At 48.2% G+C, this 22,641-nt stretch carries 31 protein-coding genes and 1 pseudogene; 19 read left to right on the top strand and 13 right to left on the bottom strand.

Annotated elements, in window-relative coordinates; all coding sequences use genetic code 11:
• Positions 1–24: 24 nt before the first annotated feature.
• From RS881_RS37960 to RS881_RS37950, 3 genes are all read left to right on the top strand, one after another.
• Positions 25–318 (top strand): FAD-binding protein, encoded by a 294-nt coding sequence (locus tag RS881_RS37960; protein WP_315815526.1) that lies wholly within the window; start codon positions 25–27, stop codon positions 316–318.
• Entirely contained in the window at positions 276–800 is a 525-nt protein-coding gene (locus RS881_RS37955; RefSeq protein ID WP_315824731.1) for a hypothetical protein, read from the top strand. The genes RS881_RS37960 and RS881_RS37955 overlap by 43 nt, the downstream gene beginning before the upstream one ends.
• A gap of 188 nt (positions 801–988) precedes the next feature.
• Positions 989–1,729, top strand: coding sequence for a succinate dehydrogenase/fumarate reductase iron-sulfur subunit (locus tag RS881_RS37950; RefSeq protein ID WP_315815525.1), 741 nt, complete (start codon positions 989–991; stop codon positions 1,727–1,729).
• Positions 1,730–1,769: 40 nt separating this feature from the next.
• Here the strand turns inward: RS881_RS37950 and RS881_RS37945 are convergent, their stop codons facing one another.
• Together RS881_RS37945 and RS881_RS37940 are read right to left on the bottom strand one after the other, a co-directional pair.
• Positions 1,770–2,162, bottom strand: a complete 393-nt coding sequence (locus RS881_RS37945) for a LuxR C-terminal-related transcriptional regulator (RefSeq protein WP_315824730.1) — start codon at positions 2,160–2,162, stop codon at positions 1,770–1,772.
• Positions 2,140–2,427, bottom strand: coding sequence for a response regulator (locus RS881_RS37940; protein ID WP_315815524.1), 288 nt, complete (start codon positions 2,425–2,427; stop codon positions 2,140–2,142). Before RS881_RS37940 ends, RS881_RS37945 begins: the two co-directional genes overlap by 23 nt.
• A gap of 142 nt (positions 2,428–2,569) precedes the next feature.
• On the opposite strand from RS881_RS37940, the gene RS881_RS37935 reads away from it, so the two are divergent.
• The 3 genes from RS881_RS37935 to RS881_RS37925 all read left to right on the top strand — a co-directional run bounded on the left by RS881_RS37935 (position 2,570) and on the right by RS881_RS37925 (position 4,873).
• A complete protein-coding gene (locus RS881_RS37935; protein WP_315815523.1) occupies positions 2,570–3,544 on the top strand; it encodes an SMP-30/gluconolactonase/LRE family protein in 975 nt (324 codons plus the stop codon).
• A 177-nt stretch (positions 3,545–3,721) separates the two neighbouring features.
• Positions 3,722–4,396 carry a Crp/Fnr family transcriptional regulator gene (locus RS881_RS37930; RefSeq protein ID WP_315815522.1) on the top strand — a complete coding sequence of 225 codons (675 nt, stop codon included), beginning with the start codon at positions 3,722–3,724 and terminating at the stop codon, positions 4,394–4,396.
• Between the two features lie 63 nt (positions 4,397–4,459).
• The gene (locus RS881_RS37925; protein ID WP_315815521.1) at positions 4,460–4,873 is read left to right on the top strand and encodes a RidA family protein; all 414 of its coding nucleotides are present in this window, start codon (positions 4,460–4,462) and stop codon (positions 4,871–4,873) included.
• Positions 4,874–5,044: 171 nt separating this feature from the next.
• On the opposite strand, the gene RS881_RS37920 is transcribed toward RS881_RS37925, so the two are convergent.
• The 3 genes and pseudogenes from RS881_RS37920 to RS881_RS37910 form a co-directional block, all read right to left on the bottom strand.
• Complete coding sequence (locus RS881_RS37920; protein ID WP_315815520.1) at positions 5,045–5,785, bottom strand: formylglycine-generating enzyme family protein; 741 nt, start codon at positions 5,783–5,785, stop codon at positions 5,045–5,047.
• Between the two features lie 97 nt (positions 5,786–5,882).
• Positions 5,883–6,008, bottom strand: a complete 126-nt coding sequence (locus RS881_RS37915) for a hypothetical protein (RefSeq protein WP_315815519.1) — start codon at positions 6,006–6,008, stop codon at positions 5,883–5,885.
• A gap of 101 nt (positions 6,009–6,109) precedes the next feature.
• Positions 6,110–6,531 (bottom strand): annotated as a pseudogene (locus tag RS881_RS37910) (glycoside hydrolase family 11 protein); the annotation flags it as partial.
• Positions 6,532–6,869: 338 nt separating this feature from the next.
• On the opposite strand from RS881_RS37910, the gene RS881_RS37905 reads away from it, so the two are divergent.
• The 9 genes from RS881_RS37905 (at position 6,870) to RS881_RS37865 (ending at position 14,391) form a co-directional block, all read left to right on the top strand.
• Positions 6,870–7,418, top strand: coding sequence for a sigma-70 family RNA polymerase sigma factor (locus RS881_RS37905; RefSeq protein WP_315815517.1), 549 nt, complete (start codon positions 6,870–6,872; stop codon positions 7,416–7,418).
• 84 nt (positions 7,419–7,502) lie between these two features.
• Positions 7,503–8,174 (top strand): FecR domain-containing protein, encoded by a 672-nt coding sequence (locus RS881_RS37900; protein ID WP_315815516.1) that lies wholly within the window; start codon positions 7,503–7,505, stop codon positions 8,172–8,174.
• Positions 8,138–8,566, top strand: coding sequence for a FecR domain-containing protein (locus tag RS881_RS37895; RefSeq protein WP_315815515.1), 429 nt, complete (start codon positions 8,138–8,140; stop codon positions 8,564–8,566). Before RS881_RS37900 ends, RS881_RS37895 begins: the two co-directional genes overlap by 37 nt.
• 89 nt (positions 8,567–8,655) lie before the next feature.
• Positions 8,656–8,910 (top strand): carboxypeptidase-like regulatory domain-containing protein, encoded by a 255-nt coding sequence (locus RS881_RS37890; RefSeq protein WP_315815514.1) that lies wholly within the window; start codon positions 8,656–8,658, stop codon positions 8,908–8,910.
• On the top strand, positions 8,907–9,671 hold the full coding sequence (locus RS881_RS37885) for a TonB-dependent receptor plug domain-containing protein (RefSeq protein WP_315815513.1): 765 nt from the start codon (positions 8,907–8,909) through the stop codon (positions 9,669–9,671). The genes RS881_RS37890 and RS881_RS37885 overlap by 4 nt, the downstream gene beginning before the upstream one ends.
• Positions 9,563–11,590, top strand: a complete 2,028-nt coding sequence (locus RS881_RS37880) for a TonB-dependent receptor domain-containing protein (protein WP_315815512.1) — start codon at positions 9,563–9,565, stop codon at positions 11,588–11,590. Before RS881_RS37885 ends, RS881_RS37880 begins: the two co-directional genes overlap by 109 nt.
• A 30-nt stretch (positions 11,591–11,620) precedes the next feature.
• Positions 11,621–12,025, top strand: a complete 405-nt coding sequence (locus tag RS881_RS37875) for a hypothetical protein (RefSeq protein ID WP_315815511.1) — start codon at positions 11,621–11,623, stop codon at positions 12,023–12,025.
• Positions 12,019–13,035, top strand: coding sequence for a hypothetical protein (locus tag RS881_RS37870; protein ID WP_315815510.1), 1,017 nt, complete (start codon positions 12,019–12,021; stop codon positions 13,033–13,035). The genes RS881_RS37875 and RS881_RS37870 overlap by 7 nt, the downstream gene beginning before the upstream one ends.
• Before the next feature lie 3 nt (positions 13,036–13,038).
• Positions 13,039–14,391, top strand: coding sequence for an alkaline phosphatase family protein (locus RS881_RS37865; protein WP_315815509.1), 1,353 nt, complete (start codon positions 13,039–13,041; stop codon positions 14,389–14,391).
• A 171-nt stretch (positions 14,392–14,562) separates the two neighbouring features.
• Here the strand turns inward: RS881_RS37865 and RS881_RS37860 are convergent, their stop codons facing one another.
• The gene (locus RS881_RS37860; RefSeq protein WP_315815508.1) at positions 14,563–15,270 is read right to left on the bottom strand and encodes a hypothetical protein; all 708 of its coding nucleotides are present in this window, start codon (positions 15,268–15,270) and stop codon (positions 14,563–14,565) included.
• Between the two features lie 120 nt (positions 15,271–15,390).
• Between RS881_RS37860 and RS881_RS37855 the strand changes: the two genes are divergently transcribed.
• The 4 genes from RS881_RS37855 (at position 15,391) to RS881_RS37840 (ending at position 17,980) form a co-directional block, all read left to right on the top strand.
• Positions 15,391–16,035, top strand: coding sequence for an NAD(P)H-dependent oxidoreductase (locus RS881_RS37855; protein WP_315815507.1), 645 nt, complete (start codon positions 15,391–15,393; stop codon positions 16,033–16,035).
• A 120-nt stretch (positions 16,036–16,155) separates the two neighbouring features.
• A complete protein-coding gene (locus RS881_RS37850) occupies positions 16,156–16,506 on the top strand; it encodes a hypothetical protein (RefSeq protein WP_315815506.1) in 351 nt (116 codons plus the stop codon).
• Positions 16,507–16,745: 239 nt separating this feature from the next.
• Entirely contained in the window at positions 16,746–17,042 is a 297-nt protein-coding gene (locus tag RS881_RS37845; RefSeq protein ID WP_315815505.1) for a hypothetical protein, read from the top strand.
• Positions 17,030–17,980 carry a spore maturation protein gene (locus RS881_RS37840; RefSeq protein ID WP_315815504.1) on the top strand — a complete coding sequence of 317 codons (951 nt, stop codon included), beginning with the start codon at positions 17,030–17,032 and terminating at the stop codon, positions 17,978–17,980. Before RS881_RS37845 ends, RS881_RS37840 begins: the two co-directional genes overlap by 13 nt.
• Before the next feature lie 168 nt (positions 17,981–18,148).
• On the opposite strand, the gene RS881_RS37835 is transcribed toward RS881_RS37840, so the two are convergent.
• From RS881_RS37835 to RS881_RS37805, 7 genes are all read right to left on the bottom strand, one after another.
• Positions 18,149–18,703, bottom strand: a complete 555-nt coding sequence (locus RS881_RS37835; RefSeq protein WP_315815503.1) for a hypothetical protein — start codon at positions 18,701–18,703, stop codon at positions 18,149–18,151.
• Positions 18,704–19,073: 370 nt separating this feature from the next.
• Positions 19,074–19,700 carry a hypothetical protein gene (locus RS881_RS37830; protein ID WP_315815502.1) on the bottom strand — a complete coding sequence of 209 codons (627 nt, stop codon included), beginning with the start codon at positions 19,698–19,700 and terminating at the stop codon, positions 19,074–19,076.
• Entirely contained in the window at positions 19,661–20,215 is a 555-nt protein-coding gene (locus RS881_RS37825) for a hypothetical protein (protein ID WP_315815501.1), read from the bottom strand. Before RS881_RS37825 ends, RS881_RS37830 begins: the two co-directional genes overlap by 40 nt.
• Positions 20,200–20,364, bottom strand: coding sequence for a hypothetical protein (locus tag RS881_RS37820; protein ID WP_315815500.1), 165 nt, complete (start codon positions 20,362–20,364; stop codon positions 20,200–20,202). Before RS881_RS37820 ends, RS881_RS37825 begins: the two co-directional genes overlap by 16 nt.
• Positions 20,352–20,657, bottom strand: coding sequence for a hypothetical protein (locus RS881_RS37815; RefSeq protein WP_315815499.1), 306 nt, complete (start codon positions 20,655–20,657; stop codon positions 20,352–20,354). The genes RS881_RS37820 and RS881_RS37815 overlap by 13 nt, the downstream gene beginning before the upstream one ends.
• Positions 20,658–20,722: 65 nt before the next feature.
• A complete protein-coding gene (locus RS881_RS37810) occupies positions 20,723–21,538 on the bottom strand; it encodes a DUF4397 domain-containing protein (RefSeq protein ID WP_315815498.1) in 816 nt (271 codons plus the stop codon).
• A 30-nt stretch (positions 21,539–21,568) separates the two neighbouring features.
• The gene (locus RS881_RS37805; RefSeq protein ID WP_350340290.1) at positions 21,569–22,621 is read right to left on the bottom strand and encodes a SusD/RagB family nutrient-binding outer membrane lipoprotein; all 1,053 of its coding nucleotides are present in this window, start codon (positions 22,619–22,621) and stop codon (positions 21,569–21,571) included.
• Between the last annotated feature and the right edge of the window lie 20 nt (positions 22,622–22,641).

Below are 22,641 nucleotides of genomic sequence, written 5' to 3'. Positions count from 1 at the left end.
GAGAAGTATGGTAATCTTTTCCGCATGTATGAAAAGATCACAGGTATTAATGCTTACGGGCAACCGATGTTGATATCACCTGCTGCCCATTTTACGATGGGGGGACTTTGGGTTGATTATTCGTTGATGAGTACGGTACCGGGCTTATTTGTGTTGGGGGAAGCGAATTTTGCTGATCATGGCGCCAACCGGCTTGGAGCCAACTCACTGTTACAGGCATGTGTGGATGGGTATTTTGTAGCGCCTTATACGATCCCTGATTACCTGGCCGGAGAATTGAAGGCCCCCAGGTATCTACAGATCATCCTGCCTTTTTAGCATCGGAAGAAGGGATCAAAGAGCAACTGGATCATTTTTTACGTATCAAGGGCACATTATCAGCCGATCATTTTCACAAAGCACTGGGCAAGCTGCTATATGACAAATGTGGATTAGCAAGGAATAAACAAGGGCTGGAAGAGGCGATTGCAGGGATCAGGCAACTGCGGGAACAGTTTTACCGGGAACTTAGAATAACGGGTGATCAACATGTCAATACTGAATTAGAAAAAGCTGGCCGGGTGGCGGATTACCTGGAATTGGGCGAACTGATGTGTTATGATGCCTTATCGAGGGAGGAAAGTTGTGGGGCGCATTTCAGGGAAGAGCACCAGACGGCTGATGGAGAAGCGGTGCGCAATGACCAGGATTTTTGTTATGTATCGGCCTGGGAATGGAAGGGCAGCGGTGGTGAACCTGTATTGCATAAGGAACCCCTGTTGTTTGAAAATGTGGAGTTGTCGGTGAGGAGTTATAAATAGGATAGGGAGTTTGAAAGACGAGAAGTCAGAAAGACAGAAAGAAAAACTTTTTGGAGTCTTGTGAGACTGGCTCCATAAGACCAGGATGAGCCGCTCTCGGAGAGTGACACACTCTTCAGACGGCTTCAACAGGTTCATTTAGGAAGGCAACATGGCATCGGGTGGGAACAATATAAAATTTACAGTGTATGAAAATTCACTTGAAAGTTTGGCGGCAGGAGGGGCGGCAAAGGCCGGGCAGTTTGGTAAGTTATGAGCTGGAGGATGTTGCTGCCGGCATGTCGTTTCTGGAAATGCTGGATATGCTCAATGAAAAGCTGATCGGATTGGGAGAAAGGGTTATTGAATTTGACCATGATTGCCGGGAAGGTATTTGCGGGCAATGTGGTGTGATGATCAATGGGCGGGCACATGGCCCGCTGGATCATGTTACTACCTGCCAGTTGCACATGCGCAGTTTTCGTGATGGCGATACGGTGGTGGTGGAGCCATTCCGTGCACAGGCGTTTCCTGTGATCCGGGATCTTAAGATTGACCGCTCAGCATTTGACAGGATCATACAGGCGGGTGGTTATATATCGGCCAATACGGGGCAGGCGCCGGAATCCAATAGTATCCTGGTGGGCCACGGTACTGCCGAAGGAGCTTTTGATGCTGCTGCCTGCATTGGTTGTGGCGCATGTGTAGCTACCTGTAAGAATTCCAGTGCGGCTTTGTTTACAGCCGCCAAAATATCGCACCTGGCATTGCTGCCACAAGGTAAGATAGAGGCGAAGAAACGGGCCACAACAATGATAGCACAAATGAACGCGGAAGATTTTGGACATTGCTCCAATACGGAGGCCTGTGAAGTAGAGTGCCCTCAGCAAATATCGGTGCTGCATATAGCCCGTATGAACTGGGAGTTTAATAAGGGTAAATTGATCTGAAACGGATTGTTGTAGTTGTCCGCCGGCTTCTCTACGGCAATTATTTTTCTTTCTTGTATTTGCCCAATATCAGGGCATGCCGGCTGGTAACCTCCAGCTTTTGGTATATATGCTTGATATGTGATTTAACGGTTTCGAGGGTAATACCCAGGCGGATGGCTACTTCCTTATTGGTAAGCCCTTCTTCCACCGCCTGCAGGATCTGCATTTCACGGGGCGTTATTTTTTGATCCAGGTCTGCTGCTGATTCAGGATTAAAGTAAGCTACTACTTTACGGGCAATGCCAGGCGACATGGGGGCACCGCCTTCATAGAGGGCTGTTACGGCTTCTTTTATTTTGGCCAGGGGTGTTTGTTTGATCAGGTAACCGGTGGCGCCGGCACAAAGGGCCTGGAAAATCTTTTCGGCATCATCGTATACGGTGAGCATCATCACCTGGCATCGGGGGCCTTCTTTTGATCAAAGGAACGCCCTTGATACCCGATTGCCCTGGCAATCCTATATCGGATAATACCATATCCAGGTAAACATCATTGGGCCACTGTTGCAGGAATGCTTCTACCGAACCGGCCTGCAGGGCGCAGGAAAAACCTGGCTGTTGATTAAAGTAATCGGTCAGGGTTTGCCTTATTTCTGCGTCATCTTCAATAATTCCAAGTCGTATCATGGTAATGGCAAAGGTGCTTTTTTGATACAATTTCTTTTCCCTATTTCGGGGATGGATCAGCGGGGCACCTGCAGGCTTACCACAAACACGTCATTATGTTGTGTAGCCTCCAGCGATCCTTTCATCTTGTGGGTACGCAGTTGCATGTACTCAATCCGCGCCCGCCCTGGTATTGTTTGATGCGGTCGTTCAAACCGGTACAGGGAATGGGCGATTTGCTGAATATACTGCCACCTTCCGGAAAAACCGGGCGGTACTGGATAATAGCGGCGTTTCGTTTATGATCAATGATTCGCTGTTGATACCGGAAGGGATAGCTTATGATGCCAGGCAGCAAACATTTTATGTAGGCAGCCTGGCCAAACATAAAGTGATCAGGTGTTCTGGCAATGGGAACTGTTCGGACTTTGCAGATGGTAAACAGCTTGGTTTCTGGATGGCGCTGGGCATGAAGGTAAGTGTAGACGCTAAAAGTTTGTGGTTATGCAGTGCTTCTGAAACTGGTAGTCCCGATGGTTATTCGGGCTTGTTCCAAATTGAAATACCCTCGGGAAAACAGTTATGGAAATTTATTATAGATAATAAGCAGGGACCGCATTTATTCAATGACCTGGTGATAGCAGCCAGCGGAGCCGTTTATTTTACTGATAGCAAGGGTGGAAAATTGTGGAGCCTGCAGCCAGGAAATGATACGTTGACTGAATATGCCGCTGACCTGGTTTATCCGAATGGTATTGCTTTGGATGAAGAAAACAAAGCACTCTTTGTGGCTGATTTTATGGGGTTGTACGTGATAGACCTGGTAAGCGGAAAACGAACAAAACTCGATCACCAGGGGAAAACTTATCTGAATGGAATAGAGGGGCTTTACTATTATAAAGGTTCGCTGATTGCCATACAGGATTCGGGGAATCAAGATGACCGGGTAGTTCGGTTGTATTATGATCTAACAAAAAATACAATCACGAATAAGGCAACCTTGCAAACCTTCCGAACGGATTTTATTATTCCTACTACAGGTGCCCTTGCAAACGGTCAATTGCATTATATAGCCAATGCTCAACTACGGAGCCTGCAACCTGATGGCAGCCTCACGAATCCGGAGAAACTGGTAAAGCCGGTTATCCTGAAACTGAAGCTGGATTAAGGGCTGGCGACTAAAGAGACGAGGGTGAGCCGCCCTTGGAGGGCGACCCACCCTAAAGCCGATTTCGACAAGCCCAACCTGACAGATTGAGTATCATTCATGGTTGCATAATGGCAGCCAGGTATAGCTTTTATGTGTAATAGAATATGTACTACCTTGCCGGCTTAATCCGCACAGATGCCAGCACCCAGAAAAGATTGTCATTCCTTACTCATTAAGCATATTGGAAAGCGGGTGAAGCTTGGTCCGCAGCAGGAGGAGCAATTGCGCGATGCGTTTACCAGCAAAGAAATACCCGCCCGGCAGTATTTGTTGCAGCATGGAGAGGTATGCCGGTATGAAAGTTTTGTGTGTGAAGGATTATTGCGTTCTTTCCATGTTGATGGGCAAGGCAATGAGCATACTTTACATTTTGCGGTGGAAGACTGGTGGATCACGGACTTACCCAGTTTCCTGCAACAAAAACCTGCTACCCGTAATATTGTAGCGATGGAACCAGTACAAGTGCTACAGGTTTCGTATCGCCGCCGGGAAGAGTTGTTGCAAGACCCGGTATTTGAACGGTTTTGGCGCATCCTCAATGAACGGGCCAGCGCTGCCCAGGAAGAGCGTATCCTTTTGATATTATGCTTACGGGTGCGGAAAAATATACGGCATTATTGGAAAAATATCCTGGCATCGATCAGCGGATCCCGCAGAAATTTATCGCCTCCTATCTCGGTATTACGCCTGTTTTCCTCAGCAAGATCCGGAAGCAACGCAGCAGGGCTAAAAAATAATACCCGGAATTACTACTGTTTACCAAGGTTGTCACCCTGGGCCTGGTCGAAGGGCCAGTTGTTGATTTATTAAACTAGTTGTACGTGCACCGGTATGGGGGCGGTAGCTTTGCTATTCAAATAAACACACACAATTATGAATATCGCACAGATCCGCATCCAACCCGATCCTTATGCTCCTTTTCGCCTGGCCCAAGGTTATCGCGCCGGCGACCTGCTTTTTATCTCCGGTCAGACAGCTATTGACGATAATGGTAATCTTACAGGCATCGGTGATTTCGATGTACAGGCTGCCAAAGCCTTTGAGAACCTGGATAAAGTGTTGCGTGCCGGCGGCTCCAGTCTGGCCAATGTGATCAAGGTAACGATCCTCTTAAAAGACATGGGTAATTTCTCCAAGATCGTGGAGTTGCGCGGCAAGTATTTTACGGCTCCTTACCCAGCGGATACGATCCTGGAAGTGAGTTCGCTCTATTCGCGCGACGCACTGATAGAAATTGAGGCGATTGCAGTAGCCAATGAGGCAGCAGAATGGGAGGGGCGGGCTTAATACAAGTTGCGAGCTAGGAGCATGATATTTTTGAAGATTACAACAAAGCCAGAGGCTTTGAAATAGTCGTCACCAGCCAGAGGCTGGCGACTGGGGAGAGCAACGAGGCAATGTAGCAATGAGTCAATGAGAAAATTAGGAAAGATGGTAACGAGGCTTCGGGTGAGGTTGCTAGAATGAGTTGCGGCAAATGCGAAAGCCCTGGTCGGGGCCTTTGCCATTGGCTTCATGGCTGGCCTGGAAGGTAGTTTCGCAGCAAAAGTCGGCGCCAATCCATCCGCCACCTTTCCAAATACGTCCCTGGGGCGCTTCGGTGGGAGTTGGGGTATTCCAATCCCAGCACCATTCACGTACATTGCCCGACATATCGTAGAGCCCTAATTCGTTGGGTGGCTTGCTGCCCACGGGTTGGGGTTTATTGTTGTTCTTTTGCAAGGCAGGCCATGACCAAACGCCGGTTAAGTAGGTATCGCCGGCATTTTTCCAATACCAGGCTACTTTATCCAGCTTATCGCTGCCACTGTAGGTATAGGAGTTGCTTAGCTGACCACCTCCGGCTGCATATTCCCATTCGGCCGCTGTGGGCAAGCGATAACCATTGGCATAGGCATTGATGGTGACTATCCATTTGATATTATCCAGTACATTGTTGTTAGTAGGGTCGATCGCTTCCTTATTTATCTGGTAATAGGGTGCCAGGTGTTCTTTTGTACTTCTTTTATTGCAATACTCCACACAGTTGTACCAGCTCACGCTTTCTACGGGCAGGTTGTTGCCTTTGAAACTGGAGGGATTGGCGCCCATTATTTCCTGCCACTCTTTTTTGGGTGACCTCGTATTTACCGATGTAAAAGCTAGAGATGGTGGTGGGATGGCGATACCAGGCAGATTTTGTGTTTCTGACAGGGCCACCTTCTACAAATACAAAGTTATCGGGTAGGGCAGGTGAACAAGCGCCGGCAAAGAGAAGTATTGCCAGCGCTTGAAGAATGATGGTTCTGTTCATAGTTTACCAAACGGTTGCATTGATGTAACCACTTTTATTGCCCCAGGCTTCCAGGGCCAGTATCTGGTAATTATAGCTGCCAAAACCTTGTCCGCCAGTGTTGCGCCAGTTGTTGATGTGGTTTGCCATGTTGACAGATCGGTTTTGAGCAGTGGGGCGCCACCCCAGGTGTCTTTGTATTGCCAAAAAGTGGCGGTACCAATGATGGAGGGAGCGTTGACACGCTGTGATTTGTAAAAGCTGTAGGAGTGACCATCGCTGCTTACGTTATTTACAAAAGTGCCTCCTGTTACAGAGCCTTTTTCGGCCACGTAATATTCTATCAGGGGCTGGTGGTCCACCCATAGACTCCCACAAAGTTATAGCTGCCGCTCAGGGCGCCTACATTGTAACCGATGGTGCGGGCTGATCCGGGATTCCAGCCTTTGCCGCCTACCACATCATTGACATTGCTGTAACTAATGGCGAAATTACCTGCAGCGCCATGGGTAATGCTGGCTGACCCGCCTTCGCGGTACAGGGACCAGAAAAAGCCGTTGTTGGTACCCTGGTCATCGGTGGTAACATCTTCCTGTACATACCCGGTGAGGCGTTCGCTGTCGGTCGTTGGGGCCGAAGCGGTTTGTTTGTTGCAGGCCGTTACAAGGGACATACTTGTAAGGAAAATAATCATTGCTGCCTGGGAAATGGGTTTCCCGGCCAATTTGGATAGGAGAAGGTTTGATTTCATGATGGCAATATTTGATGGTGATTGTGAACCTGTTAAAATGATGCGAACAGTGAAACCGATTGTAAAAGTAGAAAGGGAGATGATGTAAAATGGATTGTGGCAGGATTGAGAAAAATGGAACAAAATGGGATAAGAAAGTGCAACTATTGCAAGGACTGATAAGGTGGCTTAACATAGAAATAATGTATTTCCTTTTCATATAATCGCCAATTTGCGCCCCGAAAGGTTAAGGCAATCATTCTACCACCTATCTGATAGTCATGAATGAGATCACGGGCACCCGGCAATTCGATGCAGGCTCGTTCCGGGAAGTGTATGAGCAGTTCCACACCAAGGTATTCCGGTATTATCTTAAACGAGCCGCTGTGCATGAAACAGCCACTGAACTTACGCAACAAGTGTTTGTGAAGCTATGGCAATCCCGCCATACGCTCTCGGCTGATCTGAGTTTTGAAATACAATTGTTTACTATGGCCAATAGTGTGTGGATCGATCATTTGCGGAAGGAGGCCCGGAACAGGAAATACATTCGTTCTGTCGATGAGTTTGGATCACTGGCTGATCATTATCAGGATCAACCTGGCATGTATGCACTGGAGGTGCGTGATGATGTAAGGTTGGCTATGCAACAATTGCCTCCTGTACGCAAGAAGGTGTTTGTACTAAAAATGTTTCATGGTTATTCCAACCAGGAAATTGCCGGTATGTTATCGGTATCTGTAAAAACTGTTGAAGACCATCTTTGGAAAGCGATGCGTTTTATCCGTTCGTTGCTCACGATGCTATCATACCTGTTGTTGTGGCTATAATTGGTGTAAGATTAACTTAATGTTACCAGCAGGGAATTCTTTTTTACTACACGTATTTAGTTTCAACCTTATTACATAGTTCAGATGGAGATGGATCAATCGCTTATTGATAAATTCCTGGAAAACGGTTGTAGTGCCGGGGAGGCCAGGCTGGTACATGACTACCTGACGCATCACCCGGAAGTATTGAAAAGGCTTTATGGGGCCGACTGGGAGGCTGCAGGTACAGGAGAGCAACTGGATGGTGATGAAGCGGAACAGCTTTACGAGGAGATCAGTAAAAGGATTGGAAAGCATAAAGGGGCCCGCATACGGTATATGGGCTGGGCAACGGCGGCGGCGGCAGCGATTGTGTTGATGGTATGGAGCAGCTGGCATCTATGGCCTGGCCGGCCGGTAGTTGGTGCGCCGGTGAAAGCAGTTGTTAGTAAAGAAAAGGTAGCGCCACAAAAAGAAGTGATCCCTTGGCAGGTACAACAAAACATGACAAAGAAGTTGATGAAAATAAAGCTGCCGGATGGATCGGTAGTATCCTTGTGGCCGGCTGGGGTGATCAAATACGAAACGGCTTTTGCGCCGGGAAAACGAACGATCCTGCTGGAAGGAGAAGCGTTGTTTGAAGTGGTGAAGGATAAAGCAAGGCCTTTTACGGTGTCTACGGGGGCTTGTCGACTACAGCATTGGGTACTACATTCCGGGTTAAGCATACGGCGGCAGCTGTGGGTGTGCAATTGCTTACTGGTAAGGTGGTGGTGAGGGCTGTGCAAGGGGTATTGCCTGGATGGAAAAAGGATGTATACCTATTGCCTGGGCAGCAAATGCAGTATGATGGGGCTGCCAGGCTGGTAAAGGTTGCTGCCATAGAAGCTGGCCAGGCGGCGGCCAGGGCACCAGTGGTGGGGCGTGATGTGGAGGAAGGAATGGTGTTTGAGGATAGGCCGCTACAGGAGGTATTGGACAAGTTGGCCAAACGATATCAAGTATCTATTACCTATTCATCCGAAGAATTGAAAGGACTTCATTTTTCGGGCAAGGTGCTCCATAACGATTCATTGCCTGTGTTATTACAAATTATTGGCCGTATGAATGACCTGTCTGTGGCCAGTGTGCCCGATGGTTTCTCGATCCGCAAAGTGCGCGATCAATAAAAATCCGATACATATTAATTCCTGGTTCATCCGTAGCAGCGGCATGAGTAGACCTGTATTGCTTAACTGTTCAATTAAAATAGACAATTATGAAAGGGAAGGCTCAAATTATTAAGCGACGATTACGGATGTTGGTTTGTTATTGCCTGTTGCTGCTGCTGGTGCAGCACAGCATGGGGCAACAGGCGGATGGGGTGGAGGTGACTGGCACGGTGCTATCTGAGAAGGGAGACCTGTTGGAGGGTGTAACTGTACAGGCGCGTCGCAACGGAGGTACTGAATCGTTTACAGCGGTTACGAATGAGAAAGGTATTTTCCTGTTCAAAAGTTGGTGCCGGGAATGAAGTATGATTTCAGTTTTTCGTTTGTAGGGTATGAACATGCCGCTTACAAAGGCTACCTGATCAAGAAGGTGGGGGAAAAGAATACGTTGTTGATCAGGCTGGCGCGTAAGGACAATCAATTGGATGAAGTAGTGGTAACAGGGCAGGGTATTGACATCAGTAAGAGAAGGTTATCATCGAATGTAACGAGTATCAAGTCAAGTGAGCTGGAAAATATTCCTTCCAGTCGTTTTGATCAGTTGCTGCAATCGAAATTACCCAATGCGCAGATCAGGCTTACGGGCGGGCAATCGGGCGCTACTTCGATCATCCGGGCCAGGGGAGTTACCTCGGCTTTTGTAAACTCAACGCCGATCATTTATGTAGATGGGGTACGTATGGATAACCTCAATACGGTAGCAGCTTTGGGTGGCGGAAGTACGCAGGGGGCAGCTATCAGCTCTATTGCCGATATACCCATGGATAATATAGACCGGGTGGAATACATTAATGGTGGTGCTGCCACTACTTTGTATGGATCGGATGCGGCGAATGGGGTGATCCAGATATTTACCAAAAAGGCAGCCGCAATGGTACCAGCATTACGGCCGAGGTGCAACTGGGGGTGGAGAAATCAACGAATGATTTCCTGTATTTCAAACGTACGAAGGACTTGCTCTTTGAATCAGGGCTTTTCCAGAAGTATCACCTGGCCATCAATGGGGGCAGTGATAAGTTTGGCTATAGTTTTTCGGGCAACTACCTCAACAGCAGTGGTGTGATGCTGCACAACCAGAACCGCAACCGCAAGATCGATTTCAGCAGCGGATTCAAGGCGCCACTGGGTAAGAACGTTACCTATGAAAGCTCGTTTATGTTTGTGAACAATCAATACAAAAGGAACCGCAATGGCAACCAGGGTGGATATACAGGGCTTTGGTTTGCGGAGAGTGGCGCTTCTGCCATTACGGGGCCCAGGTTTAATAACAAGATCGATGAGTTGACAGACTCTGCTTTCCAGGTAATGAAGGCTTATGTAGATGAAGCGGAAAGGTTGCAGGATGACCAGATCCGGGTGAACCGTTTCACTACTTCTCAAACATTTAAGTATACGCCTTTTAAGAACCTGGTGATCAAGGCTGCGGGCGGTATTGACTACCGGGTAATGCGGGACCAGGTGATTCAAACGAACCAATATCTTACGCATACGACGGGCAAACCGGTGACGGACCAGGGTAATATTTCGAATAATGAGCGCAAGTACATGGGTATTACGCTGGAGTTGAATGGTCAACATACCTGGAATACAGGTGACTTTTCGCTGGTAACTACGGTAGGTGGACAATTCTTCCGTACGGATGATCGGCAGGTGGCTTATACGGGTACGAATATCCGTGATGGGGCACGCATTATCCGGGATGCGGCGGTGCGCACGGGCAATGAGTTTTATGGGGAGATCGTGAACTATGGTATTTATGTGCAGGAGAATATTGGATATAAGAACAAGTTATTCCTGGATCTGGGTGTACGTGGTGATGGCAATCCGGCTTTTGGTAAGAATATCGGCATCCAGTATTATCCCAAGGCGGGGCTGTCGTACATGATCAGTGAAGAGCCTTGGTTTGAAAAGCTGTCGGGCATCGTGTCTTCTGCACGTTTGCGGGGAAGTTTTGGTATTGCGGGCAACCTGCCTCCATCCTGGGCCAATGAAAGAACGATCACGTTTTTGGGTTTTCTCAATGACCAGGCAGCTTTCTTTGGTCAGCCGGGTAATGATAACCTGAAACCGGAGAAAACGCATACGTTGGAAGGAGGCATTGACCTGGCTTTCCTGCAAGATCGTATCCGCTTTTCGGCAGGTTACTATCGCTCTGTTACGCGTGATGCCTTATTCTTTGTACCGGCTACGCCCTCAACAGGGCAAACGCAAAGTCAGTTGTACAATGTGGGTGAGATATTGAACCGGGGCTGGGAATTCAATACGGTGCTGGTGCCGGTGAAATCGAAAGACTGGACAGCCACGGTAAACCTGTCGGTCAATACGCTGTACAACCGGGTGCTTAGTGCGGGTGTTGTAGCTCCTTTCAATATCAATGGTTTTAGTGCACGTACCATTCAAACGGTGGTACAGGAAGGTTTCCCGGTAGGTTTTATCCGGGGTAACTATGGAACGTTCAGTAAGGAAGGGGTATTGGAAAATACGGTGGCTCAATCGTACCTGGGTACTACGATACCGGACTTGTTTGGCAGTATGGGGCTGACTATTCAATACCGCAACTTCCAGCTTTTTGCGAATGCGGATTACCAGGCAGGTGCTGCTGCCAATAACTGGGATGCGCAGTTCAGGTACAATTACGGGGCTTCCAATTCGGGTATCCCACAAGCAGAGATTGACAAGAATGGCCGCTTGAACTGGTTAAGTTTTACGCATAAGTTTATTGAGAAAACAGATTTCATTAAAGTGCGCACAATTGGCTTGTTGTATACTGTTAAATCGGCTTCCAAAAACAGAACGATCAAGGGACTTACCGTGGGATTGTCGGCGGTAAACCCATTGAACTTTGCCTCTTCTTCCTTTGATCCGGAAGCTACGATCAGTGGTGCGGCACAAGGGCAAGGTGGTGCTACTACCGGTGGTATTTCTTATGCTACGTATTCGGCTCCACGGCAGTTCATCGGTTCGGTACGGTTTAATTTTTAAGGTGATCCTATTCATTTCAAATCTTTTTATATGCAACGATATTTGTTGAGTTTAGGCCTGGCAGCTTCTTTGGTACTGCCTTCCTGTGTTAAGAATCCCAATGTAACGGAAGATGTGTATGTAAATACGCCCAATGCTGCCAGGAGCTGGGCCAATGGGGTGAGGCGGCAACTGGCGCTTACGCTGAATGCGGTGGTGGTTAATGCAGAGCTTATTTCAGATAATTACTATAATAACTATACGCAGAACAGTAAGGTATTTGATATTCCACAGATCGATTATTTTGATGTGGATGTGAATGCTACTCAGGCGGAAGTGCAAAAGCTGCGGGAGATGGCCTTGTATGGCTTGACGAAGGTGGTGCCAGGGGATGCCAGCACCACGGCGGCGGATAAGGCCAGCTTGCTTTTAGTCAGGCTTTTGCTTATTTGTTGAGTGGGGAAGTATTTGTGGCATTGCCTGGCAGCAGCCAGGGTGAAGTACTGAGCCCAACGCAACACCTGCAAAAAGCGCTGGGGCTTTGGGATGAAGCGATTGCGGTTGAACCGGATGCTGCTAAAAAAGTAGCGTATACTTTGTTGAAAGCACGTACTTATTATGCGTTGGGTGATGCTGGGAATGCGAGCAAGTTGGCAAATGAGGTATTGGTACAAAAAAATGTATTGCTGCAGGTGGCTTATGATGGATTGAATAATGTGTCGAATGAAATGCAGACAGCCACTTTTGTGGCGCAGCCCAATCGCTTTGCGCCGCTGCCGCGACTTGATTTCCTGGACCCCAAGTATTTCAACGTGGGTGTTGCTGCACAAGAGCAAAAGGGAATTGCAATTGCTAAAGGTGAAGAAGCTTACCTGATCCTGGCAGAAGCGCAATTGGCGGGCAATGACCTGATCGCTGCGCGCACAACATTGCAACGGCTGTTGGCAGAAGTAGTGAGTCTTAGGGCGGTAACAGCAGTTGACGATAGCAAGGAAACACGTAATGGGGGCAACCGGAAGGACTATCCGCTTACTGCAATGAAGGTAAAGTTCGACGTTGCTGATAGCCCAAGGGATGGTTATGTATTGAACCGGCAAGGGGGCAAAGTAAATGTGTATGGGGTATCAGGCACGCGGGTTACGGCTGCGGATCTTACGGCTGCCACTACTGCGGATGCCTTATTGTACCTGTTGTACCGTATGCGGCAGGAGATCTTTATGGGTGAAGGGCGGCGCATGTTGGACCTGGGTATTAAATTCCCGGTATCGCAAACAGAGCAGTTGAACAATCCCCATGTGAAGGCAGAACATACCAAGGGGCAATTGCCTTCCTTTATTCCGTTGAACCGGGGTATGGATGATTTTACGGTGGATGCGGTAAATGGTATTGTGACCATGAAATATGATATGAACAAGGTTTTGGTACAAAACAAAACGGCTAAAGAAATTTTTCCTTTTATAAACTAATGGATGATGAACAATAAATTGATTGGGCTGCTGATGGCTGTTGTACTATTGAGCAGTAGTATACAAGCGCAAAAAGTTAAGTATGTAGTATTGGTTAGTATTGATGGTTTCCGTCCGGATTTTTACAAGGATGCTTCCTGGGCTACGCCGCATTTGCAGCAAATGGCCAGGCAGGGGGTGTATGCACAGGGGGTGAATGGGGTATTTCCTACGGTTACGTATCCTTCGCATACCACGCTGATCACGGGGGTGAAACCTGGCCGCCATGGCATATTGTACAATACGCAGTTTGAGGCGGGTGGAGAAGGAGGAAGCTGGTATACGGAGTCGAAACAGATCCAGGCAGAGACCTTGTGGGATGCCGTGCGTAAGGCGGGATTGAAATCGGCATCGGTATCCTGGCCTGTATCGGTAGGGGTGCCGGTGGATTATAATATCCCGGAAATATGGGCAAAAGAAAATCCGATGGACCGGCGTGGAGCCACGGCGGAATATGCTACGCCAAAGGGCTTGTTTGAAGAAGTGGTGGCCAATGCTACGGGGCAGTTGCAGATGAGTGATTATAACTTGTCGTCACCCAGCATGGATCAAAACCTGGCGCGCATAGCGGGTTATATCATCCGCACGTACAAACCCAACCTGCTGACGATCCACCTGCCTTGTACGGATGGAGCGCAACATGCAGAGGGGCGTGAAAGTGATCTGTTGCGGCGTACGATTGCCGGAGCGGATAATGCCATCGGCATTTTGATAGATGCCTTGCAAAAAGCAGGTATCAAGGATAGTACGGCGATCATTGTTTCGGGTGACCATGGTTTTGTAAATACCCATTCGGCGCTGGCGCCCAATGTGTGGCTGGCAAAGAAAGGACTTACGGGCAAGGCAGGTAAGGACGATTGGAAGGCCTGGTTTGTATCCACAGGCGGAGCTGCTTTTCTGCGCCTGAAGAACAGTCAGGATATGGCCACGTTGCAACAGGTAAGGCAGCTATTGGAAGAGCTGCCGGAAGGACAAAGAAAACTGTTTCGCATTATAGAAAGGTCTGAGCTGGTGAAGGCGGGTGGTGATCCGGAAGCGGTGTTGGCACTGGCAGCCGTGCAGGGCATTGCTTTCAATGGGGCAGCTACAGGTGAAGAGTTTCGCGCTACTAAAGGTGGAACGCATGGTTACTTCCCCGACTTCAGTGAAATACAAACGGGTTTTGTAGCCAGTGGAGCGGGCATTAAAAGAGGGGGTGTATTACCCGTGATGTCGCTCACAGATGTAGCGCCCACCATTGCGCAGTTGTTGGGTATTGAGCTGAAGCAGGCGAGTGGTACGGTGTATCCTGGGATGTTGGAAGTGAGGGGGAAGTAGTGTAGCCGGAACTACAAGAACAAAGCCAGAGGCTTTGAAATAGGCGTCACCAGCCAGAGGCTGGCGACTGAGGCGAGCGAGCGTAAGAATTTAAAACACTGAGTTAGTCTTTATAGAAGTGACACCTTTCGCTTTCGATGCAAGCGAAAGGTGTCACTTCTTTCGTTTAGTTTAAATGTTTGAGTAGCTGGTGTTCTTTAGCTTGCTGGGTTTTAAGTACACATAATTTCTTTGGGCGTCAATGATCCAATTGAACCGTTTGAGGATATCACCGCCTATAATGCTCATCTTTTGCCTGCCGATAGCGCCTTCAAAAAAGCCTACGGGTACTTCGCTCAATTTTACCTTACCTATGGTAAAGGCGGGCAGGATGGCTTTGCGGGTTTTTAATACATTGCCATAGGAGTCTTTCAATTCTTTGGTGCTGGTGATCGTCAATTTTTCACTGATCTTGTGATCGTTGGTGAATTGATCATCCAACAATACGGCGCCTGCATACCCGGAGTTTTTGTTTTCCCATATGGCTACGTCTTTCCATTGCTGGTTGCCTATTTGCAACAGGTTGCCCTTGCTGAAGCGCGCGGTATTATCGGCGCCTCCCCAGCTTTTAACGCTGTCGGCCCCTTCAAAGTGGAGGCTTTTCAATTTTTGGGTAGCGGCTTCGGTGAGGGTCATGGAATTGGCCACGGTATGGAACATCAGGACCACAGTATCCTGGTTATTGAGGATGGCCTGTACAGCGATGTTGTTGTAATTTGTTAAGCGAAAGGGAATGGTATGGGTTGGTTGCAGGTGTGCATTGGGTTGTTTTTGTTGTGCTGAGCTCATTTGAACACAAACAACGAGGAAGAACAGGAGGGCGGATGGTAATAAACGCATGTTGAGGTAATTAAGTGCTCAAAGAAAAGGGTTCTTCGTGTTTTTGGGGAGAATCAATTTTTAAGGGTTTTAATACATGATAAGCGCCTAATTTTATCTGGTAACAGGAAGTGTCATATTATGGAAAGCATACAAAAGAAGATATTGATCCTCAATGGATCGATCAGGGGACAGGCGGGCAATTCATGGGCGCTTGCAAGGAAGGCGGCTGGGTATTTGGAAACGGAGCTGGCCACGAATGCTACTGTTCTTACGCTTACTGATCCTATGCCCTCCATTCGCAGGGTGTATGAAATGCTGGTGGGGTGTGACGGGTTGCTGGTGGTATCGGGTGTATACTGGAATAGCTGGAGCTCGCCGTTGCAGCGGTTTATTGAAGTGTCCACGGCTTTTGAAAATACGGCGGCTTTTTGGGGTAAGCCGGTAGCCTGCGGGGTCAGTATGGATTCGGTAGGCGGATTGGAAGTAGCCAGCAGGCTACATGGGGTATTTTCGGGGCTGGGCTGCTGGAGCCCGCCTTGTAGTACGCTGGTGCTGTCGCGGGTGGGGCAGGAGGCCATTGCTGCTTCGTCAGGACAGGTTGGTGATGCCAATGAAGATGTGTGGCGGCCGGCCGATATGGAGGTGGTATTGAAAAACCTGGTCAGGGGCACGCATATCAGCCGGGAGGGGTGGCTTGCCTGGCCGCATGTGGAACTACCATTGCCGGATGGACCCTGGCCGGTGAGCGGTTCGCTGGATATGGGGACGGCGCGGTTTCTTTGAGGGAAGGCGGGCATTCATTTATCGGGGATAATTGCTTTTTATCGGGTGTATTGCCGGCTGGCAGGTTGGAGCAATTGGGCAAAGGTAGGCTGGTTAGTTTTATAGGTAAAACAACACCAGATGAAAAAGATGCTACCAGTATTAGTGCTAACAGTCATTGGCTGTATGGGTGTGCCGGGGGCTTTTGCCCGCCCTCAACATCAGTTTTCAGTGAATGGACTTTCTCCTACTTCTTCGCAGCAGGAAGGGTATCAATACAAGATATATCGTGATAATGGACAGTATGCAGGTAGCTGTACGGTGCAGCATCCGGCAGAACTGGACATGGTGGCCCGCCAACTAGGTAAGGGCAAATACCTGTTTGTGGGTGTGGGTAATAGCCTGGCATCGGCCGACCGGCGCATCATTGTATACCTGGACGGCGGCCCCGCTAATACAGCTATTGCCGACAGGCGTATTATTGTTTATTAAACAGTGCTTTTGTTTTCATAGTGGCCCGTTCAAAAGGGTTACGGCTTTTGCGGGCATATCCATCATGGGCTCCAGGTGTACCAACCAGGGGCCCTTTGTTTTTGGTGGTAGAAGGGATCCCGGAATAATAGCTGTCAGTAGCCTGTTTGAGAGGGTGTAATGGCCCAAAGTGGTTAAATTAATTTATCTTCAACGCTTTAACGGGTACTGTCCCTTCAACAACTTTTAACCATCTCAATATGGTATTGAACTTTCTGTGGATCGCTTTTTTCCTGATAGCATTTATAGTGGCGGTGATAAGGCTCTGTATGGGGGATGTGGTGGTGTTTAAAACCATCATTGACGGGGTGTTTGAAACGGCTCAGACGGGGGTTACTATTTCCATAGGGCTTATTGGTGTGATGTCGTTGTTCCTGGGGTTTATGCAAATAGGGGAAAGGGCAGGGGCCATCAATGTATTGTCGCGTATTGTAGGGCCTTTTTTAATAAGTTGTTTCCCGGGGTGCCGCGAAACCACCCTGCGATGGGGCATATGATGATGAATTTTTCGGCCAACCTGCTGCAGCTGGACAATGCCGCTACGCCTTTTGGATTGAAGGCGATGGAAAGCCTGCAGGAATTGAACAAGGATAAGGAAACGGCTTCGGATGCACAGATCATGTTTATGGTACTGCATGCTTCGGGGTTGAGTATTATTCCGGTGAGTGTGATCGCGCAACGGGTGATCCTGAAATCGGCGAATGCTACGGATATTTTCATTCCCTGTGTGATCTGTACGTTTGTAGCTACGATGGTGGCGATGATCATTACGGCTTTCAAACAACATTTCAGCGGACATCAATGGAAGGCCATTATTATTTTCAGCCTGGTGGGTTCGGCCTGTTTGGGTGGACTGGCGGTATTCCTGCGGCACCTGAGTACTGAAAATGCCACGATCTTTTCAAATGTATTGAGTACAGGGCTTATTTTCCTGCTCTTTGTGGTGTTTATCCTGGGAGGCATGTATAAGAAGATAGCGGTGTATGATGCGTTTATTGATGGGGCCAAGCAGGGATTTGATGTGGCGGTGCGGATCATTCCCTACCTGGTGGGGATGCTGGTGGCCATCAGTGTACTGCGCAATAGCGGGGTATTTGAATATATTATGCAGGGGGCGGAATGGTTCTTTGCGCAACTGGGTATCGATACGCAGTTTGTAAAAGCGCTGCCCACCGCTTTGATGCGGCCTTTCAGTGGCAGTGGTTCCCGTGCGATGATGATCGATGCCATGAATGCAAACGGTCCTGATTCTTTTGTGGGCCGGTTGAGTTGTATGTTCCAGGGATCATCGGAAACTACTTTTTATGTGGTGGCTTTGTATTTTGGTTCGGTGGGCATTAAAAGAACACGATATGCCATTCCGGCCTCTTTATTGGCCGACCTGGCGGGTATCATTACGGCGATCATTGTGGCGTATAACTGGCCTTGGGGGTAGGGAAGCAAGCTGTGAGAAGTGAAATGTGAGAGGTGAGAACTGAAACGTGAGCGGTAAAAAAAAAAAGGAAAGACAATTTACAAAAATAAAAGCCGGCTGTTGGTGCAGCCGGCTTTTGCATTATTCTGAGTCGGTAGAAAGTAAGGCTTCGACTAGCTCCTGACAAGGTTATTCGAGGATCTGTTCTTTGTAAATGAATCTTCCGTCGGCATCGAGGCCCTGTATCAATACTTTTACTTTGGTAGCCTTGTCGTTGTTAAAGAATTTGATATTGGCCTTGCCTTGTTTGTCGGTCCTTAGCAAGGGGCTCCAGAGTAAGGTGATGCGGTTATCGGGCATGGATTGGAGGGCGGGATTGAGTGAATAATCGGGTGAAAAGTATTCACGTACGGGTGAGTAGCCTCCCATCCTTGAACTGGCGAATGTTTTATCATAAATGCTTTTGCCGATTGAAACACCTTTGTGGGTGTATACTGCGATAACGCCGTTGAAGGGTCCCACAGCAAAGGACTCGGCGCCTACATAGGTTTTCACAAAAGCAACATCGATCATGGACAGGTTGTCGAGGGTTTCACGGCTTACGGGCACTTCATTCAGGTAGAAGGCAATTCCATTCTGTACATAATCCGGAGCGCCTGCCGAAGGGCCATTGCCTTCTCCATCGGTGAAGGTAGCGCCTGCCATGGAGGCATTGTTATCGCTGAATGTATTGATGCCTGCCATACGGGAAAGGGTAACAGTGGGGTTTTTACATCGCCTTCTACGACGAAGCCAGGTACTGTACGAATAAATTGCCATAAGCTGAAATAACCTTGTTTACCCGGCATGAGTTTACGACCGCCAAACATAAACTGACCAGTAGCATAGGCATTGTTCAAGGAGTCGACGGGTGAAAGTTTACGGCCGGTAACGGTGACAGACTTCAGGTATTCGGGCCCCTTCATAAAGGTATCGACCGTATGCACCTGGTTCAGGAGGCTTTCGTTTAAACGGTCGTTGCCTTTTATGGGGTCGTAATCGAAGATGCCGGTAGTTGGCAGGATGGCCTTCCTGAGGGAATCATAGTAGTTGGGATAGATGGTTACATCTATGATCATCGCTTCCTTTTTTCATTGGTGGCCTGGTAGGATACGACAGCTTCTTTTCTAAACAGGAGGTTATCTACAATAAACTCTCCCTTATCGGTCAATTTTGCTTTTGACAGGAGGGTGGTAGAATCCTGTGCTTTCAATATCAAGCTCACATGGCCTTCTTTGATAATATTGCTGGTGCCGGGCCTGGTGGCTTTACCCTTGATAGCGATGGATGACTCAACGGGGTATTTCAGTTCAGGGAAATTACTGGCCAGCATCTCTTTCCATACAAACCTGCGCCAGCCATGGGTCATCATCAATACATCAAGGTGCTTATTGGTGGCGGTATCGTTGTTGGCAAAATAATAGTTGGGGTTATTTACGATGCCTCTAAGGTCGGAGGTGAGTAGGGAAGAGGCAATGATGTTTACCGGGGCCGACAGGTTATCGGTTGACACATCGGTAATGCACACTGAAAGGTTGGGGCGTTTGATATCTTTCAGGTCAATGCTGAGGGTGTTCCTGGCCTTACGGGTGAGGGCAATGTTTTCTTTCACCAGGTCGGGGGTGAAGGCATTGGTATTTTTGATAAAGGCGAGTCGTTCGGTCAATGGATTGCCGAGGCTATCAAAAACAGTGACCTGCACAATGCCTGGGGAAGGCTCTTTTTTGGAATGGAGGCTGCGGAAGCTCCTTCGGCAAAATTTACTTCGCCCTGAAAAACGATGGTATTGTGCATTTGGGCCACAATTAGGAGTCGGTTGTATAGTGATTCCTGCGCAGCTTTTCGTTGCAGGATGACGGTTAAGCGGGCTGCAGCATTGTTGTTGATGCGCATAACGATGCCTTCGGTCCTGGCAGCAGGTAATTTAACCTTGGTGGTTTTACCATTGGCGGTGGTAACGGTTGCTGTATAGGCTTTGGCTGCTGCCGGCGTAAGCCTGAATAAACCCATGCCGTCGTGATCGCTGCTGAAGGTGGTAATAGCAGCGCCGCTTGCATCGGTAATGGAACCAGTCACGGTGAGTGGTTCGCCATATTGATCATAGGATTTGAAGGCTACTACTGATTCCAGGTCGTTGACCAGGTCGCCCCCTTCGGGAAAGAATTGTACGTTGACCTGGGGAGTTATTTTAGCGGCGCTGGTTACTTTCCTGTCCATGCCCAGGATGTATATTTCTGAAGAAAAACATAGTCACGGAAGTTAAGCATCCATAAGGTATAGGCGCGCAGGGTATAGTTGCCCGTTTCCAGGTGGGGTTTTAACTGTAATTCGCAAGCAATGGAGCCTGCACTATCTAATTGGTACATCTTTTGTCTATCACCAGGCCGTCGCTATTGACGAGGTCAACATATAGGATGCGACTGAGGTAAGTGGGTTTGCCATCGAGGGTAGCCCAGGCTTTCATCCAAATGGTTTCGCCTACGGCATAGTAGTGCCTATCGGTTTGAAGGTATACTTTTTCCTGTGGGTAGCTTTCATGAAATTTTGACAATCCCTGTTCTGTTTTTTGGGCGAGGCCGGTGAGGGCCTGGGTTTGGGCCTGTAAGGAAGGGATGGTAAAAATGAATAATACAAGGGGAATAAAGTAGTTGCATTTCATGGTAGTGATTTAACAAAAAAAACACCTTGGGTTGCAAGGTGTTTTTTAATTAACTATAGTTTTTCTTATTTATTAAATACGATGGAAATAGATGGTTGCCTTATACCTGTTGCTCCCAGATATCCCCTGCCTACTACGGTAAAACAGCGTTTGTTGGTTACGCCGCCGGTACCATAGGTGGCACCTATGATGGCGGTAGTGCCTGTTTTCCTAAGTTTGAAAGTATTGGTACCAGTTACCAGGGGCAAGGTGATAAAACCGGTAGAGGTTTTATACTGTACGTTGGTGGCCAGTACCATATCTGTTCCAGTGGAGTTGGTTACCAGGAAGTCCAAACCTGCTCCTAAATTAGGAATGGCATTGGTAAAGTTGAGGCGGATAAAACCGGAATCAGCGTATTCTGTATCATCGTTCTGGACATAGGAGGCTGCAGCGGGAAATGAATCGGTTACCAGGAGGCTATAGTATTTACCTTTCGATATGTTCATAGTAGTAGTATGTACCAATATGGAGTCTTCGTTGGTGCCTTTCTTGGGAACAGACAGTGAAATTTCAATTTTACCGGTATCTACAGCCAGGTAATCGTTCTTGTTATTACCACCCGTATTGAGACCGCCACCTGGAAAGGGCATGGCATAGGCGGCAGTGGTATTGGTGGAGGTGAACATGTAACCCAATTGGTTGCTTACGCGAACGCCATTGATCTTTAATTGAACGCCTTGGGTATTTAATCCCGGGCTGAACCAACCCAGTTTAAAATAACCGCCGTTGGAGGGGTCGATGTTTTCACTAAGCTCCAATTTATTCTTTTCGCAGGCCATCAGCAGCAAACAGCCGAAGAGGATGGCCGAGGAAAGTTTGCCGATATTGTTATATTTCATGATCGCAGATTAATAAGTTATAAAATACTATCAGGGCAGGGTGAACCACATGGGTAAAGTATGATAATTATTGGCAAGGGCTCCAATACGTCTCAGTTCGTTAATGTTCCAGACATACTCTGAATTAAACCGGGGGCGAACACGTTGCACCGGTTGTCCACCATTTACACTGGTATAACTGGGCGGCAGTACAAAGTTTTTGTATACGGGCAAACCGGTTTGCTGGTCGAGATCAACGTTATAGTGAAAGCGACGCAGATCGCACCAGGTTTCTACAAATCCCCATCCCCAGAGGGCGATGTATTTCTGCAGCATGATATCGGTCATGGTAAGGGTAGCATCTGTGGTTTTGATGGCGCCGGAAGTATTCATGTAATTGTTCATTTCGGCATCAGAGATCTTTTGGCCATTGAAAAGGGCGACATTCTGAAGGGGATACACATCGCGGTTGATCATGCGCATATGACCTCTTACGCCATTGCGGTAGGCATCGAGTGCCATGGCTTTGTCGTTTTTCCTGAAGGCGGCTTCTGCTTTGATGAACTGTATCTCGGAGTAGGTCATTACGGGATGTACTACTTTATCGCGGAAGAGGTATTTACCTACATTGGTGGTAAAGTTGCCAGAGCTGGGATTGGCATAGGTGCTATCTCCCCAGAGGCTGGTTACGCGCCTGCGTGCAGCTGCACCTGTAGTGCTACCAGAGTTTGGATCACCCAATCCTGGGTCTACACCACGATAGCCGCCATTGCCATTGGTGGTATCGGCCGATGTGCCGAGCATGTGACGCAAGCGGGGATCGCGGGAGGGGCCGGTGGTATTGCCCAGGAAAGTAGTTCCATCCAACAGGCGTACGATGAAATTGCTTTGACGCATGGGGTGAACTACAGACGTTACTGTTTCGGACAAATTGTTGCGATAAGTACCAAAGAAGTTGGCATCATCATTCTTGCTGGCAGTGAAGGGGATCACAAAATCGTCAGCACCGCCTTGATCGGCGAGGGAGTTGTCGCAGTACTTGATCACTGAATCGGCATTGTAACTGGCTTTATTGGACAAATGGCTCCAGTTGCGGGCCAAAATACCATAGGCAAATCTTTTCC

The organism is Paraflavitalea speifideaquila, assembly GCF_032395985.1.
Taxonomy (GTDB): Bacteria; Bacteroidota; Bacteroidia; order Chitinophagales; family Chitinophagaceae; genus Paraflavitalea; species Paraflavitalea speifideaquila.
The sequence above is the reverse complement of the archived record's forward strand: the minus strand, read 5'-3'. Positions and strand labels throughout refer to the sequence as shown.

Bases quoted from the DNA above. Each gene is read 5' to 3' on its own strand.
- RS881_RS37885 (WP_315815513.1), top strand. From the start codon at position 8,907: ATGAAGTATGATTTCAGTTTTTCGTTTGTAGGGTATGAACATGCCGCT.
- RS881_RS37825 (WP_315815501.1), bottom strand. From the start codon at position 20,215: ATGGACAGGAAAGTAACCAGCGCCGCTAAAATAACTCCCCAGGTCAAC.
- RS881_RS37905 (WP_315815517.1), top strand. From the start codon at position 6,870: ATGAATGAGATCACGGGCACCCGGCAATTCGATGCAGGCTCGTTCCGG.
- RS881_RS37810 (WP_315815498.1), bottom strand. From the start codon at position 21,538: ATGAAATATAACAATATCGGCAAACTTTCCTCGGCCATCCTCTTCGGC.
- RS881_RS37945 (WP_315824730.1), bottom strand. From the start codon at position 2,162: ATGATGCTCACCGTATACGATGATGCCGAAAAGATTTTCCAGGCCCTT.
- RS881_RS37815 (WP_315815499.1), bottom strand. From the start codon at position 20,657: ATGAAATGCAACTACTTTATTCCCCTTGTATTATTCATTTTTACCATC.
- RS881_RS37835 (WP_315815503.1), bottom strand. From the start codon at position 18,703: ATGGCAGGCATCAATACATTCAGCGATAACAATGCCTCCATGGCAGGC.
- RS881_RS37890 (WP_315815514.1), top strand. From the start codon at position 8,656: ATGAAAGGGAAGGCTCAAATTATTAAGCGACGATTACGGATGTTGGTT.
- RS881_RS37845 (WP_315815505.1), top strand. From the start codon at position 16,746: ATGGTATTGAACTTTCTGTGGATCGCTTTTTTCCTGATAGCATTTATA.
- RS881_RS37850 (WP_315815506.1), top strand. From the start codon at position 16,156: ATGAAAAAGATGCTACCAGTATTAGTGCTAACAGTCATTGGCTGTATG.
- RS881_RS37865 (WP_315815509.1), top strand. From the start codon at position 13,039: ATGATGAACAATAAATTGATTGGGCTGCTGATGGCTGTTGTACTATTG.
- RS881_RS37950 (WP_315815525.1), top strand. From the start codon at position 989: ATGAAAATTCACTTGAAAGTTTGGCGGCAGGAGGGGCGGCAAAGGCCG.
- RS881_RS37840 (WP_315815504.1), top strand. From the start codon at position 17,030: ATGGGGCATATGATGATGAATTTTTCGGCCAACCTGCTGCAGCTGGAC.
- RS881_RS37860 (WP_315815508.1), bottom strand. From the start codon at position 15,270: ATGCGTTTATTACCATCCGCCCTCCTGTTCTTCCTCGTTGTTTGTGTT.
- RS881_RS37820 (WP_315815500.1), bottom strand. From the start codon at position 20,364: ATGTACCAATTAGATAGTGCAGGCTCCATTGCTTGCGAATTACAGTTA.
- RS881_RS37875 (WP_315815511.1), top strand. From the start codon at position 11,621: ATGCAACGATATTTGTTGAGTTTAGGCCTGGCAGCTTCTTTGGTACTG.
- RS881_RS37930 (WP_315815522.1), top strand. From the start codon at position 3,722: ATGCCAGCACCCAGAAAAGATTGTCATTCCTTACTCATTAAGCATATT.
- RS881_RS37900 (WP_315815516.1), top strand. From the start codon at position 7,503: ATGGAGATGGATCAATCGCTTATTGATAAATTCCTGGAAAACGGTTGT.
- RS881_RS37925 (WP_315815521.1), top strand. From the start codon at position 4,460: ATGAATATCGCACAGATCCGCATCCAACCCGATCCTTATGCTCCTTTT.
- RS881_RS37960 (WP_315815526.1), top strand. From the start codon at position 25: ATGTATGAAAAGATCACAGGTATTAATGCTTACGGGCAACCGATGTTG.
- RS881_RS37915 (WP_315815519.1), bottom strand. From the start codon at position 6,008: ATGGCAAACCACATCAACAACTGGCGCAACACTGGCGGACAAGGTTTT.
- RS881_RS37855 (WP_315815507.1), top strand. From the start codon at position 15,391: ATGGAAAGCATACAAAAGAAGATATTGATCCTCAATGGATCGATCAGG.